The 15,209-nt window shown below is 74.0% G+C and carries 15 protein-coding genes; 8 read left to right on the forward strand and 7 right to left on the reverse strand.

What is annotated here, in order from left to right; all coding sequences use genetic code 11:
- The first annotated feature begins 162 nt into the window (after positions 1 to 162).
- The 4 genes from ACPYN7_RS01615 (at position 163) to ACPYN7_RS01630 (ending at position 4,689) form a co-directional block, all read left to right on the forward strand.
- Positions 163 to 1,326 (forward strand): 5-(carboxyamino)imidazole ribonucleotide synthase, encoded by a 1,164-nt coding sequence (locus ACPYN7_RS01615; RefSeq protein ID WP_424346594.1) that lies wholly within the window; start codon positions 163 to 165, stop codon positions 1,324 to 1,326.
- 136 nt (positions 1,327 to 1,462) lie between these two features.
- Positions 1,463 to 1,948, forward strand: a complete 486-nt coding sequence (gene purE, locus ACPYN7_RS01620; RefSeq protein ID WP_058874478.1) for a 5-(carboxyamino)imidazole ribonucleotide mutase — start codon at positions 1,463 to 1,465, stop codon at positions 1,946 to 1,948.
- Positions 1,949 to 1,997: 49 nt separating this feature from the next.
- Positions 1,998 to 3,614, forward strand: a complete 1,617-nt coding sequence (locus tag ACPYN7_RS01625) for an LCP family protein (protein ID WP_424346504.1) — start codon at positions 1,998 to 2,000, stop codon at positions 3,612 to 3,614.
- A gap of 55 nt (positions 3,615 to 3,669) precedes the next feature.
- A complete protein-coding gene (locus tag ACPYN7_RS01630; protein WP_424346505.1) occupies positions 3,670 to 4,689 on the forward strand; it encodes a lipid II:glycine glycyltransferase FemX in 1,020 nt (339 codons plus the stop codon).
- Between the two features lie 157 nt (positions 4,690 to 4,846).
- On the opposite strand, the gene ACPYN7_RS01635 is transcribed toward ACPYN7_RS01630, so the two are convergent.
- The gene (locus tag ACPYN7_RS01635; RefSeq protein WP_424346506.1) at positions 4,847 to 6,022 is read right to left on the reverse strand and encodes a hypothetical protein; all 1,176 of its coding nucleotides are present in this window, start codon (positions 6,020 to 6,022) and stop codon (positions 4,847 to 4,849) included.
- Positions 6,023 to 6,232: 210 nt separating this feature from the next.
- Positions 6,233 to 7,180, reverse strand: a complete 948-nt coding sequence (gene glpX, locus ACPYN7_RS01640) for a class II fructose-bisphosphatase (RefSeq protein WP_058874477.1) — start codon at positions 7,178 to 7,180, stop codon at positions 6,233 to 6,235.
- Positions 7,181 to 7,449: 269 nt separating this feature from the next.
- On the opposite strand from glpX, the gene ACPYN7_RS01645 reads away from it, so the two are divergent.
- The 3 genes from ACPYN7_RS01645 to ACPYN7_RS01655 all read left to right on the forward strand — a co-directional run bounded on the left by ACPYN7_RS01645 (position 7,450) and on the right by ACPYN7_RS01655 (position 10,307).
- Positions 7,450 to 8,160 (forward strand): DUF4245 domain-containing protein, encoded by a 711-nt coding sequence (locus ACPYN7_RS01645; RefSeq protein ID WP_424346507.1) that lies wholly within the window; start codon positions 7,450 to 7,452, stop codon positions 8,158 to 8,160.
- The gene (locus ACPYN7_RS01650; RefSeq protein ID WP_424346508.1) at positions 8,157 to 8,807 is read left to right on the forward strand and encodes a carbonic anhydrase; all 651 of its coding nucleotides are present in this window, start codon (positions 8,157 to 8,159) and stop codon (positions 8,805 to 8,807) included. Before ACPYN7_RS01645 ends, ACPYN7_RS01650 begins: the two co-directional genes overlap by 4 nt.
- A gap of 78 nt (positions 8,808 to 8,885) precedes the next feature.
- A complete protein-coding gene (locus tag ACPYN7_RS01655; RefSeq protein WP_424346509.1) occupies positions 8,886 to 10,307 on the forward strand; it encodes a class II fumarate hydratase in 1,422 nt (473 codons plus the stop codon).
- A 99-nt stretch (positions 10,308 to 10,406) separates the two neighbouring features.
- Here ACPYN7_RS01655 and ACPYN7_RS01660 read toward each other — a convergent pair whose 3' ends face one another.
- The 3 genes from ACPYN7_RS01660 to ACPYN7_RS01670 form a co-directional block, all read right to left on the reverse strand.
- The gene (locus ACPYN7_RS01660; RefSeq protein ID WP_058874401.1) at positions 10,407 to 10,652 is read right to left on the reverse strand and encodes a hypothetical protein; all 246 of its coding nucleotides are present in this window, start codon (positions 10,650 to 10,652) and stop codon (positions 10,407 to 10,409) included.
- A gap of 136 nt (positions 10,653 to 10,788) precedes the next feature.
- Positions 10,789 to 11,259: an NUDIX hydrolase gene (locus ACPYN7_RS01665; RefSeq protein ID WP_058874400.1), complete on the reverse strand. Its 471-nt coding sequence runs from the start codon at positions 11,257 to 11,259 to the stop codon at positions 10,789 to 10,791.
- Positions 11,260 to 11,323: 64 nt separating this feature from the next.
- Positions 11,324 to 11,848 (reverse strand): prepilin peptidase, encoded by a 525-nt coding sequence (locus ACPYN7_RS01670; protein ID WP_058874399.1) that lies wholly within the window; start codon positions 11,846 to 11,848, stop codon positions 11,324 to 11,326.
- A 68-nt stretch (positions 11,849 to 11,916) separates the two neighbouring features.
- On the opposite strand from ACPYN7_RS01670, the gene ACPYN7_RS01675 reads away from it, so the two are divergent.
- Positions 11,917 to 12,672, forward strand: coding sequence for a hypothetical protein (locus tag ACPYN7_RS01675; protein ID WP_424346510.1), 756 nt, complete (start codon positions 11,917 to 11,919; stop codon positions 12,670 to 12,672).
- Positions 12,673 to 12,786: 114 nt separating this feature from the next.
- On the opposite strand, the gene ACPYN7_RS01680 is transcribed toward ACPYN7_RS01675, so the two are convergent.
- The gene (locus tag ACPYN7_RS01680; protein ID WP_058874397.1) at positions 12,787 to 14,136 is read right to left on the reverse strand and encodes a PhoH family protein; all 1,350 of its coding nucleotides are present in this window, start codon (positions 14,134 to 14,136) and stop codon (positions 12,787 to 12,789) included.
- A gap of 242 nt (positions 14,137 to 14,378) precedes the next feature.
- Entirely contained in the window at positions 14,379 to 15,140 is a 762-nt protein-coding gene (locus ACPYN7_RS01685; RefSeq protein WP_058874396.1) for an isoprenyl transferase, read from the reverse strand.
- Positions 15,141 to 15,209: the final 69 nt, after the last annotated feature.

The following is a 15,209-nucleotide window of genomic DNA, read 5'->3' on the forward strand; positions in this document are numbered from 1 at the left end:
GGTGGGCGCCGGCCGGCGCAGCGGTCGACGAGCACGGGAGAGCGCCCGCGGCGGACCTCGGCACATCCTACCCCGCCCTTCCTCCGCGGCACCGGAGAGCTTCAGCACAGACCGCCGGGAGGGACCCAGGGACCGGGATACCCTGGTCCGGTGAATTCTTCTGTGACCGTCCCTGTCGTCGGCGTCGTCGGAGGCGGGCAGCTCGCCCGCATGATGGCGCCCTCCGCCACCGCCCTGGGCATCGAGCTGCGCGTGCTCGCCGAGGGCCCCGACGTCTCGGCGGTCGCCGCCGTGCCCACCGCGCCCGTGGGCGACTACACCGACCTCGAGGTGCTGCGCCGGTTCGCCCGGGACGTCGACGTCCTGACGTTCGACCACGAGCACGTGCCCACCGAGCACCTGCGGACCCTGCTCGCCGAGGGCGTCGACGTCCGCCCGGGCCCGGACGCCCTGGTGCACGCCCAGGACAAGCTGTGGATGCGCGCGGCCGTGGAGCGCCTCGGGCTGCCGAACCCGCAGTGGGCGGCGGTCGCCGACGTCGAGGAGCTGATCGCCTTCGGCGAGCGCACCGGCTGGCCCGTGGTGCTCAAGACGCCGCGCGGCGGCTACGACGGCAAGGGCGTGATGGTGCTCGGCACGGCCGAGGACGCCCGCGGCGCCGAGCCGGCGCAGTGGTTCGCGCGCACGGACGGCCCCCTGCTGGCCGAGGAGAAGGTCGGCTTCTCCCGCGAGCTGTCCGCGCTCGTGGCCCGCACCCCCTCCGGCGAGGTGCGGGCGTGGCCGGTGGTGGAGTCGATCCAGGTGGACGGCGTCTGCGACGAGGTGCTCGCGCCCGCCCCCCAGTTGCTGCCCGAGGTCGCGTCCGCGGCCGCCGACGCCGCCCGGACGCTGGCCACGGAGCTGGGGGTGACCGGGGTGATGGCCGTGGAGCTCTTCGAGACCCCCGGCCGCGGCCCCGGCTTCCTGGTCAACGAGCTGGCCATGCGCCCGCACAACTCCGGGCACTGGACCATGGACGGGTCCGTGACGAGCCAGTTCGAGCAGCACCTGCGCGCCGTGCTGGACCTCCCGCTCGGGGACACCGGGCTGATCGGCGGGTCCGCGGTGATGAAGAACTACCTGGGCGGGGCGAACCAGGACCTCTTCGGCGCCTACCGGGCCGCGATGAGCGCCGAGCCCCGCGCGAAGATCCACAACTACGGCAAGGCCGTGCGTCCCGGGCGCAAGATCGGTCACGTCAACGTCACCGGCGCCGCGGACGAGATCCCGGAGCTGCGCCGGCGGGCGTCCCGCGCCGCGGCCGTGCTGCGCGACGGGCAGGCCTGACCAGCGTGCCTCCCACGGCCCGTCCAGCCGGGACGGATAGCGTAGCCCCAGACCGGACCGCGACGGCGGCCCCGGCCCGCCGAGCAGCCCAGGAGCACCAGTGAACGAGAAGCAGCAGCCCGCCGTGGGCGTCGTGATGGGCTCGGACTCCGACTGGCCCGTGATGGAGGCCGCCGCCACCGCGCTCGAGGAGTTCGGGATCCCGTACGAGGCCGACGTCGTCTCCGCCCACCGGATGCCCACCGAGATGATCGAGTACGGCCGGCAGGCCCACGAGCGGGGGCTGCGGGTGATCATCGCCGGGGCCGGCGGCGCCGCCCACCTGCCGGGGATGCTCGCCGCAGTGACTCCCCTGCCGGTGATCGGCGTCCCCGTCCCCCTGAAGACCCTCGACGGGATGGACTCGCTGCTGTCGATCGTGCAGATGCCCGCCGGCGTGCCGGTGGCCACGGTCTCCATCGGCGGTGCCCGCAACGCCGGGCTGCTGGCCGCCCGGATCCTCGCCGCCGGCACGGACCCGCAGGCCGAGGCGCTGCGCGGACAGCTCCTGCGCTTCGCCGCCGAGCTGCGGCAGACCGCCCACGACAAGGGCGCCGCCCTGCGCACCCGCCTCGGCGGCTGACCGGCCGCCCCGCACCTGCCCTGCCCGCCCTTCCCCGCCGGAGCTGCCCGTGAACGGCCACACCCCCCGCGCTGAGCACGATCCCCGTCCGCCGCACGACCCGTCCGCCGAGGACTCCCGCCCCCGGGACCTCCCGCCGGACGCCGTGACGGCCGTGCGGGGCGTCGACGACGGCGCGGCGAGCCCGCCCCGGCTCACGGACCCGCTGCGCCATCCCCAGCACGCCGGGGACGGCACCCGGGCCCGGCGCGCCTGGACGCTGCTGCTGTCCACGCTCGTGGTCCCCGGCAGCGCCCAGCTCGTCGCGGGCCGGCGGGCCACGGGGCGTGCCGCCCTCAAGGTCGACGTGGTCGTCTGGGCCGCGGCCGTCCTCGCGCTCCTCAGCCTGCTCCTGTGGCGGACCCCGCTCGTCTGGTTCCTGACGAACTCGTTCACGTCCCTGCTCGTGATCGCCGGGCTGGTGGCCCTCGCGCTCGGGTGGGCGTTCCTCTTCTTCGACACGTTCCGGCTCATCCGCCCCGGTCTGCTCGTGCGGCGGACCCGCCGGGCGGTGGCCGCGGCCACCGTGGCGCTGATGCTGCTCACCTCCGGCGGGCTGGCCTACTCCGCCTACCTGCTGTCCGTGACGCGCGGGGCGGTCTCGGACGTCTTCGGCGGCGGGCTGCCCTTCCGCCCCTCGGACGGGCGGTACAACATCCTGCTCATGGGCACCGACTCCGGGGAGGACCGCTCGGGCCGCCGCCCCGACTCGATGACGGTGCTCAGCGTCGACGCCGACTCCGGGCGGACCGTGACGATCTCCCTGCCCCGCAACCTGCAGAACACCCCGTTCCCCGAGGACTCGCCGCTGGCGGACGTCTACCCCGAGGGCTTCGACTGCGGCGACGAGTGCATCCTCAACGCCCTCTACACCGACGTCGTCAACAACCACGCCGAGCTCTACCCCGACGCCGCCGACCCCGGCGCCGAGGCCATGAAGGACGCCGCGGAGGGCATCCTCGGCATCGAGGTCCAGGCCTACGCGATCGTCGAGATGAACGGCTTCGAGCAGCTCGTGGACGCTCTCGGCGGGATCACCATCGACGTCGGCGGGCGCGTGCCCATCGGCGGCGGCACCGACCTGGTCACGGGCCTGCCCAACGAGATCTTCGGGTACATCGAGCCGGGGGTCCAGCACCTGGACGGCTACGAGGCGCTCTGGTACGCCCGGTCCCGCGAGGGCGCCACGGACTACGACCGCCAGGCGCGCCAGCGCTGCGTGCAGGCCGCCATGCTCCAGCAGCTGAACCCCGTCAACGTGCTGACCCGCTTCGAGGACCTCGCGGAGTCCGGGACGCAGGTCGTCGAGACCGACATCCCGCAGAGCCAGATCGGCTCCTTCGTGGACGTGGCGCTCAAGGCCAAGGAGCACGAGCTCGTGCAGTTCGCCGCCGGCCCGCCCTACTACGACCCGTCCTTCCCCACCTACCCCGACTACGACCGGCTGCACGAGGACGTGGACCGGGTGCTCGAGGAGGCCACGGACCGCGGCGCGCGGGACACGGAGGCCCTGCCCGCCGGCACGCCCGTGGGCCCCGGGATCGCGATGACCGTTCCCGTCCCGGCGGCGAAACCCCTCGTGGGAGCGCAGGAACTCACCCCCAACGGCACCTGCTCCGTGCCCTGACCGGGCCGTCCCGCAGGGCGACGGCAGCGCCCGGACACCCCGGTACAGTGGGGGCGTGGCGAACATACTGCAGTCGAACGCATGGGCCGTCTTCCAGCGGAACCTGGGGCACAAGGTGTTCCAGGCCTCCGGGGACGGATGGCGCTACCTCGCCGTCCTCGAGGGCGGCCGGACCGGCCGCTACCTCTACTGCCCGTACGGCCCCGAGGCGCAGACCCCGCAGGCCTTCGAGGCCGCGCTCGAGGACCTCACCAGCACCGCACGCGCCGAGCGGTGCTGGTTCGTGCGGGTGGAGCCCGTGGACGCCGCGGTGACGGACGGGCTCGAGACGCCGGAGGCCTCCCTGCGCCGGCGCGGACTGCGCCCGGCGCCCCGGCAGGTCCAGCCCGGGCACACCCAGGTCATCGACCTCACCCAGGACGAGGACGCGATCCTCAAGGACATGAAGTCCACCAACCGCAACCTGCACCGCAACATCGCCAAGAAGGGCGTGACCTTCACGACCTCGACCGACCCGGAGGACGTCGACGTGCTCCTGGGCTTCCTCGAGGCCACGGCCGAGCGCAAGGACTTCGCCCGTCAGCAGGACGCCTATCTGCGCGAGGCGGCCCGCAGCCTCATGCCCGTGGGCGCGGCGGCCCTGTACGTGGCCCGGCTGGACGGGGAGCCCATCGGCGCCTCCCTCGTCTACGACTCCGACGACACCCGCACCTACGCCCACGCCGCGATGGACTTCGGGCACCGCAGGCTCTCGGCGGGGATCCCGCTGGTCGTGCGGATGGTCCTCGACGCCAAGCAGAAGGGCCTGAGCCGTTTCGACCTCTTCGGCACCGCGCCCGAGGACGCCGGCCCGGAGCACGCGTGGCACGGCTTCACGAAGTTCAAGAAGTCCTTCGGCGGCCGCCCGGAGTCCTACCCCGGGACCTGGGACCTGCCCGTGAGCCGTGGCAGGTACGCCGCGTACACCGGGGTGCGCGCGGCCCGGGAGGCCGCGCTCGCGGCCCGCAAGAGCCTTCCCGGCCTGCCGGACCGGCTGCGGCAGGCCGTCGCCGGGGTGCGCCGCCGGGAGGGCTGAGCGCTCCCGCGACGGGTCGGGCCGGCGCCAGGCCCACCGGCACCCAACGGATCAGCGCCGCACAGTCCGGTGGGCACGGCACGGTGCGGCTCAGCGCGGCCCGCTCCGGACCCGCTGACATCGGCACCGCACGGAGCGGCACTGCGCCCGTGCGCCGTCAGCGCCCCGCGGCGTCGCGCAGGGCGGACATCCCCTCCGTGACCACCCGGCGGGTGAGGTCCCGGGCCCGCCGGGCCCGTCCCCGGGCCGGGCGCCCCGCCTCGTCGTCGGCCTCGGGCTCCTCGTCGGGCTCGCCGTGCTCGGGCGACCACGCGGGGACGGACTCGCCCAGGCCCAGCTCCGCGGCGACCGCCGTGCCCGTCGCCGCGGCCGCGGCGTCGGCACGGTCCTGCGAGAACTCCCCGGCCGGCCCGCGGCCCAGGGGCTTCTCCCACGGTCCCAGCACCGGCCGTTCCGCCCCGGCCAGCTCGCGGACCACCAGCGGCACCTCCGTCTCGTCCGGGTCGCCGCCGTCGAGCCGCTGGACGCGTCGCTTCTGCAGCTCCACGATCCCGGTCAGCAGCAGGGCGTCGTCCACGCCGAGGTCCCGGCCCCGGCGGGTGAAGCCGAGCCGGTAGATCATCGCCAGGCCGCGGGTGTGCACGAACCACAGGTAGCCCAGCGCCGCCTCGCGGCCGTCCTCGGCGGCCTCGGTGGCCACGAGCAGCAGCGAGTCCTCCCCCAGGTCCTCGAGCAGCTGGGTGATGAGCCGGGTCCGGAGCCCGATGTTCGCCAGCACCCGGCTGCCGGCCGTCACCTCGCGCACGGTCACGCCCGGGGTGCGCAGCGCCGCGCGGCACCGGTCCAGGGTGGCCTCCGAGAGCCGCCGCGAGAGGTCCCGCTCGGTCTCCCCCAGCAGCACCTCCAGCCGCCGCGGCTCCTCCGGGCCGGGGCCCGCGTCGGGGCGCGAGAACCCGGCGGCCTCCAGCGCCTCCCGGGTGCCGGGGCCGCGGAGGGTGTCGGCCTGGAAGCGCAGCAGCACCGCCGAGTGCTCCTCCCGCGCCCAGTCGGCGAGGGCCGCGGCGACCACGGGCAGGTCCTCGGGCCGGTGGACGTGGCAGTGCACGGTCCCGGCGACCACCCGTTCGGCCTCGGAGCGCAGGTAGAGCTGGGCGTAGCCCACGGTGCGCTGCTCGGCGTCGTGGACCATGACCCGGTCGACCCGCAGGGCCGGGCCCTCGGCGGAGACCTGTGCCTCGCCGATGCCCCACAGCTGCTGCGGGTGCCCGCCGGTCACCCGGACGGTGGCGTCCCAGGTCTTGCGGTTGGGGCAGGGGCTGACCGTCGTGCTCACGTGGGGATCCTCCTCGTCACCCGGGCGCTCCGCCCCGGCTGGGGGACCGCGGTCGGCGCCCGCAGTTCGGGCTCCAGTCTAGAGCCGGGAGGGGGTCCGGCAGGCGCCGGACACGGTGTGACAGGGGACGGGAGGACCCCCGCACCGGTGGACGGTGCGGGGGTCCTGGGTCGCGGCCGCGGGCCGCGACCGGCGGGCTCGGCGCCGGGCTCAGTGCCGGGCGTACTTCTCCCACTTGGAGGCGAGGTGCTCCGCCTCGACCATGCGCACGGTCCCGGAGCGGGAGCGCATCACGATGGACTGGGTGGTGATCCGGCGGCCGCGGTAGCGCACGCCGCGCAGCAGGTCGCCGTCGGTGATGCCCGTGGCGGAGAAGAAGCAGTTGTCCGAGGTGACGAGGTCGTCGGTGGTCAGCACCGCGTCGAGGTCCAGGCCGGCGTCGAGGGCCTTCTGCCGCTCGTCGTCGTCGACCGGGGCGAGCCGGCCCTGGATGATGCCGCCGGTGGCCTTGACGGCGCACGCCGTGACGATGCCCTCAGGGGTGCCGCCGATGCCCATCATGACGTCGACGCCGGTGCCCTCGCGGCAGGCCGCGATCGCCCCGGCCACGTCCCCGTCGAGGATCATCCGGGTGCGGGCGCCGGTGGCGCGGATCTCGTCGACGAGCTGCTGGTGGCGCGGGCGGTCCAGCACGCACACGGTGAGCTGGTTGATGTTGACGCCCTTGGCCCGGGCCACGAGGTGCAGGTTCTGCTTGACGGGCAGGCGCAGGTCCACGAAGTCGGCCGCCTCCGGGCCCACCACGAGCTTGTCCATGTAGAAGACCGCGGAGGGGTCGAACATCGACCCGCCGTCGGCCACCGCGATGACGGCCAGGGCGTTGTTCATGCCGAGCGCGGTGAGCCGGGTGCCGTCGATGGGGTCCACGGCGACGTCGGAGGACGGCCCGGAGCCGTCGCCCACCTGCTCGCCGTTGAACAGCATCGGGGCCTCGTCCTTCTCGCCCTCGCCGATGACCACGGTGCCGTTGAAGTGCACGGTGGAGAGCAGGGACCGCATGGCGTCGACCGCGGCCCCGTCGGCGGCGTTCTTGTCGCCCGCGCCGACCCACTGGCCGCCGGCGATCGCCGCCGCCTCGGTGGTCCGCACCAGCTCCATCGCCAGGTTGCGGTCGGCCACGTTGTTGGTGCGCGCGGGGATCGTTCCGGTGGTTTCTTCGGCCACGTTGTTCCTCACCTTCGAGTTCACGTTCTGCGGGACCCCCGGGCCGGGCTCGGCCGCGGGCGCGGTCCACGTCCCGCCCAGCATATCGCCCGCTCCCCCGGGGACCGCGACGCGCGCCACATTCACGGCCGGGCCGTTGCCGGCGGAGCTGGGAGGTTCCCGGCGGGACGGACAGGGCGCGGCGGACAGGGCACAATGGACGGGTGAGTTCCTCGACCCCCGACCGTCCCGCCGAGACCCCTGCGGCGGAGCAGCCCGCGCCCGAGCACCCCGCGTCCCCCGGCACCGCGCCCGGCACCGATGCCCCGGAGCAGCCGCTCCCGCAGATCACGGAGAAGCAGGCCCGGCGGCTCAACGCCCCCGTGCAGGGGATGATCATCTCGATGGCCGTCCTGCTACTGCTGGTCCTGCCCTTCGTGTGGCTCCAGCCCCGCCCCGACGCCCAGCCGTACCGGCCGGACGTCGACGTGGCGCAGGAGGCGGACTACGTCGCGGACGAGGCGCCCTTCACCCCGGTCGTGCCGGAGCCCGGCGAGGGCTGGACCGCCAACTACGCCCGGTGGAACGGCGGCGCCGCCGAAGGGGTGCCCTTCTGGGAGATCGGCTGGGCCACCCCGCAGGGCAGCTTCATCGGTCTCGTGCAGACGTCCCTGTCCAACCCCACGTGGCTGGCCCAGCAGACCGAGGCCGTCCCTGCCACGGCGGAGGTCGAGGTCGGGGGCGTGGCGTGGGACGTGCACGTCCGGGAGGAGTCCCGGAACCAGGACGCCCTGACCGCGTACACGGGAGAGGTCAACGGCTCCACCGTGGTGCTCAAGGGCGACGCGCCCGGCGCCGAGCTGGACCGGCTGGCCGCCGCCGTCGCCGAGGACCTCACCGATGCCCCTGCCCCGCGAACCACGGAGACGCCATGAACCCGGACAGCCGCCCCGAAGACACCTCGCCCCGCACCCCGGCCGCGGCCTGGCAGCGCCTGCGCGAGGGCAACGCCCGCTTCATCGCGGGCGAGTCCCTGCACCCCAACCAGGACGCCTCCCGCCGGCAGTCCGTGGCGGGCGGGCAGAACCCGTTCGCCGTGATCTTCGGCTGCTCGGACTCACGGCTGGCCGCGGAGATCATCTTCGACCTCGGACTGGGTGACGCGTTCGTGGTGCGCACCGCCGGGCAGGTCATCGACGACGCCGTGCTCGGCTCCATCGAGTACTCCGTGGCGAACCTGGGCACGCCGCTGATCATGGTGCTCGGCCACGACTCCTGCGGGGCCGTGACCGCCGCGCACGACGTCGCCGGCTCCGGGCAGATGCCCCGCGGCTTCCAGCGGGACCTCATCGAGCGGATCATGCCGTCCGTGCTGGAGACCCAGCGCGCCGGCCGCCAGGACGTCAACTCGGCCGTCGTGGAGCACACCAAGCAGACGGCGTCGCGGCTCATGGAGCAGTCCCGGGTGATCGCGGACGCGGTCTCCAACGGGGACGTCGCCGTGGTCGGCGTCTTCTACCACTTGGAGGACGGCGAGGCGGAGCTCGTGCACGGGCACGGCACCTGGCTCCCGGCCCGCTGACCCGGACCGCCCGGCCGGCGGCCGTCACGGCGGGCCGGGCGTGCCGGGCGTCACCGGCGGCTGTCCTAGACTGACGCCATGGCTGATACCACCGCAGAGACCACCGAGTACCGCATCGAGCACGACACCATGGGCGAGGTCCGCGTTCCCGCGAACGCCCTGTACCGCGCGCAGACCCAGCGGGCGGTCGAGAACTTCCCCATCTCGGGCAAGCCGCTCGAGCCCCAGCACATCGTCGCGCTGGCGCAGATCAAGAAGGCCGCCGCCAAGGCGAACGCGGAGCTGGGGGTGCTCGACGACGAGCGCGCCAAGGCCATCGCGGACGCCGCGGACCAGGTCGCCACGGGGCAGTACGACGAGCACTTCCCGATCGACGTCTTCCAGACCGGCTCCGGGACGTCCTCCAACATGAACACCAACGAGGTGCTGGCGACCCTCGCCAACCAGGCGCTCGAGGGCACGGACGTCGAGGTCCACCCCAACGACCACGTCAACGCCTCCCAGTCCTCCAACGACGTCTTCCCGACCTCCGTGCACGTGGCCGTCACGGGCGCGCTGGTCAACGACCTGGTCCCGGCCATGACGCAGCTCGCCGAGTCCCTCGAGCGGAAGGCCGCGGAGTTCCAGGACGTCGTGAAGTCCGGGCGCACCCACCTCATGGACGCCACCCCGGTCACCCTGGGCCAGGAGTTCGGCGGCTACGCCGCGCAGGTGCGCTACGGCATCGAGCGGGTGCAGTCCTCGCTGCCGCGCGTGGCCGAGGTCCCGCTGGGCGGCACCGCGGTGGGCACGGGCATCAACACCCCCGCCGGCTTCTCCGCCCGCGTGATCGAGCTGCTCGCCGAGGAGACCGGGCTGCCCATCACCGAGGCCCGCAACCACTTCGAGGCCCAGGCCAACCGGGACGGCCTGGTCGAGGCCTCCGGCCAGCTGCGCAACGTCGCCTACAGCTACATGAAGATCAACAACGACCTGCGCTGGATGGGCTCCGGCCCCAACACCGGCCTGGGCGAGATCCTGATCCCCGACCTCCAGCCCGGCTCCTCGATCATGCCCGGCAAGGTCAACCCGGTGATCTGCGAGTCCACCATCCAGGTCTGCGCGCAGGTGATCGGCAACGACACCACGGTCTCGCTGTCCTCCACCAACGGCGCGTTCGAGCTCAACGTGGGCATCCCGGTCATGGCCTCGGCCCTGCTGGAGTCGATCCGGCTGCTCGCGAACTCCTCGCGCGTGATGGCGGAGAAGATGATCGACGGGCTCGAGGCGAACAGGGAGCGCTGCCGCTTCCTCGCCGAGGCGTCGCCGTCCATCGTGACCCCGCTGAACAAGGCCATCGGCTACGAGGCCGCCGCGAAGATCGCCAAGCACGCCGTGGCGAACAAGATGACGGTGCGCGAGGCGACCGTCGCCCTGGGCTACGTGGAGGACGGCCGGCTCACCGAGGAGCAGCTGGACCGGGCGCTGGACGTCACCACCATGACGGGCCCCAACGCCTGATCCGCCGCTCCCCACGCCGAGGGGTCGCGCCCGCCAGGAGGATCCTGGGCGGACGCGACCCCTCGCGTCGTACGGCGGCGGCTCGCGCGCCGGACCGGGTCAGGAGGTCACGGCCGGGCCGGACTCGTCGGACGTGGAGAGCTCCTTGATGAACTCGTGGCACTTCCGGGCACGCTCGGCGTCCTGGCTCATCACCTGCTCGAAGAACTCGGCGATGTCGTCGCGGCCGGCGTTGCGGGCGTCCCGCACGTACTGGCCGTAGTCGTGGCCTGCCTTGAGCGAGTGGTACTGCACGGAGACCAGGTCGTAGGTCACGTCGTCGAAACCGGTCTGTCCTGCGGGCATGTCGTTCCTCCTTGCTCGTTGGTGCTCGTCGGGTGGACGCTTCCGAGTCTAGGAACGTGTGCTCCGCCCCACAAGTAAGCACACTGTGTTTCTCGTGGCGTCCTGGGGGCGCGCCCGGGGGGAACGAGGTCCGGGCTCAGACCACGAAGCGGGCGCGGCCGTCGTGCACCAGGGCGGCGTCGAGCCGGGCCCGCTGGTGCGGCGGCAGCGGCGGTGTGCCGTCCGGGGCGAACCAGCCGACCTCGAGCGACTCGTCGTCGTTGACGCGGGCCTCGCCGGAGACCCAGCGGCAGCGGAACGTGTGGTCCAGGAACTGGCAGCGGTCCCCGTTCGGGTACTGCACGGGCTCCCCCGCCTTGATCGCCACGAGGTCCTCCACGACGGCGACGACGCCGGTCTCCTCGAGGCACTCCCGCACCGCCGTGACCGCCGGCTCCTCGCCGGGCTCGACGATCCCGCTCACCAGGCCCCAGTTGCCGTTGTCGCTGCGCCTGGCCAGCAGCACCCGCCCGTCGTCGCGCAGCACCACGGCGGTGACGGCCGGCAGCCACAGGAGGTCGTGGCCGATCTTCTCCCGCAGGGACAGGACGAACTCGGGGGTGGGCATGCGGGCTCCTCGTGCAGGGTCGCCGGTCGGTGGGGTCCGGCCCATTCTGGCAGGCCGGCACGGGTCACAGCAGCAGGAGGACGCCGAGGGCCCCGGTGATCATGGCGGGCCCGAACGCCACCCGGGAGCGGGCGTCCACCCGGCGCAGCGCCACGAGCACGGCCCCGGCCAGGCCGCCGAGCACGAACCCGGCCGCCGCCCCCAGCACGGCGTGCCAGACGGAGACGAAGCCCAGGCACATGCCGAGCAGCCCCGAGAGCCGGACGTCGCCCATGCCCATCCCCGCCGGGTTCAGCAGCCGGAGCAGGACGTAGAGCCCGCCCACGACCACCAGGCCCCACAGCATCCACAGCAGCCGGACGGGCTCGCCGGCCACGACCGCCGCCGCGCCCAGCAGCGCCCCGCACACGGGGTAGAGCGGGCGCACCACGCGGCCGGGCAGGCGGTGCTCCCGCACGTCCGTGCGCCACAGCCACGCGCACGCGGCCGTGAGCACGGCGGTGCCGAGCACCGCGAGCGCCACGGCGGTCCAGCCGGCGGCGTCCCCGCGGGCGAGCTGCTCGGTCAGGAAGGTGCCCACACCGGGCATCGTAGCCCCGGTCCGCGTGCCGGGCAGGACTCCTGTGGACGCCCGGGACCGCTCCCTAGACTGGGCCCATGCCCCGCTCCCCCGTGCCCGCGCCCACCGACCCGGACGAGTTCCGGGCCCTGAGCCGCTCCTCGCCGTGGCGCTGGGACACCGTGCGCTTCGTCCTGTCCTGGCCGGCCCCCGAGGGCACCGTGCCCCGCGAGCCCGTCCGGGCCTGGGTCCGCCGCCCGGACGCTCTGCGCGTCGAGGCCCTGGACGGCACCCCGCTGTACACGGCCGGCACGCGGGAGCAGTCGCTCGACGACTTCTACGTCGCCTCGACCCCGGCCTCGTGGTTGCTGGCGCCGCGCCTCGTGGCCCCGGTGTACACGGACTCCGGGCTCGTGGAGCGCCGGCCCGAGGCGGCCTACGGGGACCCCGTGTTCGGCGGCGGACGCTGGCAGGCCATCCTCGACCCGGTCGAGCTGGCCGGGGACGCCCCCGTGCCGCCCTACCTGCCGGAGCGGCAGCCCTGCACGGTCGAGGACGTCAGCACCGGCACCCACCACGGGCGGCGGGTGCGCGGCGCCGTGGTGGTCCCCGGCCACGCCTACGCCCCGGCCGCTCCGGGGCACCCCCTCGCCCCGGCCCGCACCCGGGTGCTCCTCGACGAGCGGACGGCGATCTGCGTCCGCTCCGAGGTGCTCGAGGGGCCGCTGGCCGGCACGGGCCACGACCTGCACATCGAGGCCGTGGACGAGGACCTCATCGACGACCTCTTCGCCGCGGTGCGCCTGGACCTCACGGACGTGAGCCGGCACCTGCCCTGGCCCGTCGGCCCCTGAGGCCGCTCGGACCCCTGGCGCCCCGAGGTTCCGGAGCGCCCTCGGCACGTCCGGGGCCCCACCGCCCGGGGACGGCGGCGGGCTCCCGGACGGGAGGCCGGGGAGAGCCGGGGCTCAGCCGTCCAGGTCGCCCAGCACCTCCGTGACCAGGGCGGCGATCGGCGAGCGCTCCGAGCGGGTCAGCGTGACGTGGCCGAAGAGCGGGTGGCCCTTGAGCGCCTCGACCACGGCGGTCACCCCGTCGTGGCGGCCCACCCGGAGGTTGTCGCGCTGGGCGACGTCGTGGGTCATGACCACCTTGGAGTTCTGACCGATCCGGGAGAGCACGGTGAGCAGCACGTTCTTCTCGAGGGACTGGGCCTCGTCCACGATCACGAAGGCGTCGTGCAGGGACCGGCCGCGGATGTGCGTGAGCGGCAGCACCTCGAGCATCCCCCGGTCGAGGACCTCCTCGACCACCTCCTGCGAGACCAGCGCCCCGAGGGTGTCGAAGACGGCCTGGCCCCACGGGTTCATCTTCTCCTCCTCGGAGCCGGGCAGGTAGCCGAGCTCCTGGCCGCCCACCGCGTAGAGGGGCCGGAAGACCATGACCTTGCGGTGCTCGCGGCGCTCCATCACCGTCTCCAGGCCCGCGCACAGGGCCAGGGCGGACTTGCCGGTGCCGGCGCGCCCGCCAAGCGACACGATGCCCACCTCCGGGTCCAGCAGGAGGTCGATCGCGAGGCGCTGCTCGGCGGAGCGCCCGTGCACGCCGAAGACGTCCCGGTCCCCGCGCACCACCCGGGCGGAGCCGTCGGCGCGGACCCGGGCCAGGGCGCTGCCGCGCACGGAGTGCAGGGTCAGGCCCGTGTTGGCCGGCAGCCCTTCGGCACCCGGGACCACGACGGCCTCACCGCCGTAGAGCCGGTCCACCACGTCGTCGGGCACGTCGAGGGCCGCGGTCCCGGACCACTCGACGTCGGAGCCGACCCACTCGGCCCGGTACTCCTCGGCCTCGAGGCCCAGGGCGGAGGCCTTGACCCGCATCGGCAGGTCCTTGGAGACGATGCACACGTCCTTGCCCTCGTTGGCCAGGCTCAGCGCCACGGCCAGGATCAGGGAGTCGTTGTCCTTGAGCCGGAAGCTCACCGGCAGGACGGTGTCCGAGACGTGGTTGAGCTCCACCACGAGGCTCCCGCCCTCGTCCCCCAGGGGCACGGGCCGGTTGAGCCCGCCGTGCTCCACCCGCAGGTCGTCCAGCAGCCGCAGCGCCTGCCGGGCGAAGTAGCCCAGCTCCGGGTCGTGCCGCTTGCCCTCCAGCTCCGTGATCACGATGACGGGGAGCACCACCTGGTGCTCGGCGAAGCGCAGGATCGCCCGGGGGTCGGACAGCAGCACCGAGGTGTCGATCACGTAGGAGCGCACCCCGGCGCCCAGGGGGGCGGTGATGTCGACGATGCGTTCCTGCTTCTTGGAGATGCTCATGGCGGCCCTTCCTCTCCGGTGCGGTGGGCGGCGTCCGCGCCGTCCACCTGAGGACAACGTATGCGGACCGGCCCCACCATGCGAGCAGAAACGGTGAACGGCGCGGAAATTGCCCGCGACGACCCGGGACGACCGCGGCGGCGCCGGCGAGGGCCGACGTCAGGGGCCGACGTCAGGGGCCGGCGGCAGGGCCGGCGGCAGCACCGATGACGGGGGACGACGACGGGCGCGGCCGGGTCCGCTCAGCCGCCGAAGCGCCGCTGCCGGGACGCGTAGTCGCGCAGCGCCCGCAGGAAGTCCACGCGCCGGAAGTCCGGCCACAGGGCCTCGCAGAAGTAGTACTCGCTGTAGGCGGACTGCCACATGAGGAACCCGGACAGCCGCTGCTCGCCGGAGGTGCGGATCAGCAGGTCCGGGTCCGGCTGCCCGCGCGTGTAGAGGTGCTGGGAGATGTCCTCCACGGACAGGCTCTGCGCGAGCTCCCGCACGTCCGTGCCGGCCTCGAGCGCCTCCGTGAGCACCTCCCGCACGGCGTCCACGATCTCCTGCCGGCCCCCGTAGCCGACCGCGATGTTCAGGTGCGGTCCGGCGTTGCCCGCGGTGCGCTCCGTGAGGTCGGCCAGACAGTCCGCGAGCCGCGGCGGCAGCATCTCGAGCGCGCCGACGGGCTGGGCCCGGCAGATGCCGGCCTCGGTGAGGGTGTCCATGAGGTCGGAGATGATCTCGAGCAGGGGCTCCAGCTCGGCGGCCGGGCGCTTGAGGTTCTCGGTGGAGAGGATGTAGAGGGTGACCACCTCGATGTCCAGCTCCCGGCACCAGCCGAGGAACTCGACGATCTTCTGCGCCCCGGCCTTGTGCCCGTCCGCGGTCGAGGCGCCGAACTGCTTGGCCCACCGCCGGTTGCCGTCCACGAGGACGCCGACGTGCTTGGGCAGCCGCCGCGGGTCGAGGCCGGTGGAGAGCCGGCGCTCGTAGAACCGGTAGAGCGGCCGTGGCTTGGGCATCTGTGCTTCCTCCCGGGTTCTCGCGCACGGTGTCGGTGGTGGTCCCGGACGTGGTGGGGGCCACGGTGC

It is taken from the genome of Kocuria sp. CH-021 (genome assembly GCF_049716185.1).
Lineage (GTDB): Bacteria > Actinomycetota > Actinomycetes > Actinomycetales > Micrococcaceae > Kocuria > Kocuria cellulosilytica.

What these genes read in the sequence shown, in the direction of transcription:
- ACPYN7_RS01670 (WP_058874399.1), bottom strand. Translation starts at nt 11,848, where the DNA reads ATGCCCGGTGTGGGCACCTTCCTGACCGAGCAGCTCGCCCGCGGGGAC.
- ACPYN7_RS01675 (WP_424346510.1), top strand. Translation starts at nt 11,917, where the DNA reads ATGCCCCGCTCCCCCGTGCCCGCGCCCACCGACCCGGACGAGTTCCGG.
- ACPYN7_RS01650 (WP_424346508.1), top strand. Translation starts at nt 8,157, where the DNA reads ATGAACCCGGACAGCCGCCCCGAAGACACCTCGCCCCGCACCCCGGCC.
- purE (WP_058874478.1), top strand. Translation starts at nt 1,463, where the DNA reads ATGGGCTCGGACTCCGACTGGCCCGTGATGGAGGCCGCCGCCACCGCG.
- ACPYN7_RS01680 (WP_058874397.1), bottom strand. Translation starts at nt 14,136, where the DNA reads ATGAGCATCTCCAAGAAGCAGGAACGCATCGTCGACATCACCGCCCCC.
- ACPYN7_RS01660 (WP_058874401.1), bottom strand. Translation starts at nt 10,652, where the DNA reads ATGCCCGCAGGACAGACCGGTTTCGACGACGTGACCTACGACCTGGTC.
- ACPYN7_RS01655 (WP_424346509.1), top strand. Translation starts at nt 8,886, where the DNA reads ATGGCTGATACCACCGCAGAGACCACCGAGTACCGCATCGAGCACGAC.
- ACPYN7_RS01685 (WP_058874396.1), bottom strand. Translation starts at nt 15,140, where the DNA reads ATGCCCAAGCCACGGCCGCTCTACCGGTTCTACGAGCGCCGGCTCTCC.
- ACPYN7_RS01665 (WP_058874400.1), bottom strand. Translation starts at nt 11,259, where the DNA reads ATGCCCACCCCCGAGTTCGTCCTGTCCCTGCGGGAGAAGATCGGCCAC.
- glpX (WP_058874477.1), bottom strand. Translation starts at nt 7,180, where the DNA reads ATGGAGCTGGTGCGGACCACCGAGGCGGCGGCGATCGCCGGCGGCCAG.